The organism is Streptococcus mitis SK575 (assembly GCF_000257865.1).
GTDB lineage: Bacteria > Bacillota > Bacilli > Lactobacillales > Streptococcaceae > Streptococcus > Streptococcus mitis_CQ.
This window is the reverse complement of the sequence record NZ_AICU01000039.1, coordinates 1-706: the sequence shown is the minus strand read 5'-3', so window position 1 is coordinate 706 and position 706 is coordinate 1. Positions and strand designations below refer to the sequence as shown.

The 706-nt window shown below is 42.9% G+C and carries 1 pseudogene; it reads right to left on the bottom strand.

Annotation, left to right across the window (positions count from 1 at the left end):
* A pseudogene (locus HMPREF1048_RS06075) lies at window positions 1-706 on the bottom strand (hypothetical protein); the annotation flags it as partial.

Genomic DNA, 706 nt, shown 5'->3' with positions numbered 1-706 from the left:
CTTCGGTGTGACTGTAACATCGCCAGTGTCTGGATCTTGTTCAATTTTGATTGTCGGGTTCTTACGAGCCGGTGTTGTTACTGGCACTGGTTGTGATGGTTCTTTATTCGGTTCTGTTACTGTACCTTTTCCTGGTAAATCACCTTTAGGTAACTTGTCATTTGGAACTATTCCTGAACCATCTTCACCGATTGTAACGACAATTGGATTACCATCCTTACCTGGAATTTCTACTACTGTTCCTGGTGGGTATGTTCCTCCCACTCCAGGTTTCTTAGGCGTTACTACTGCATCACCATTTGGTTTGCGTGTGATTTTGATTGTAGGAGTTTGAGTTGTTGGTGTCTTAGGATCTGTTCCATTTATGATTTCTTCCTCATCTGGAATTCCATCGTTATCATCATCTGGATCGGTCATATCTGGGATACCGTCGCCATCTGTATCACGTTGGATTGTAACTGGAACATCCACAACGACTTCTTCGTCACCATTCTTCACTTTAACTGGGATTGTAACTTTACGTTCTTCTTCTTTTGGTCCCCAATCTGTTACGGTTGGTGTTCCAGTTAAGTTACCATCGCCATCCACTGTCAAACCATTGACTGGTGTTTCTGTTGTGATGGTTGAACCTGGTTTATTTGGTGTCACAACTTTTGTTGGCGGTACTGGTGCTTTTTCTTTCACTTTTCCTGGGTCTGTGACTGTA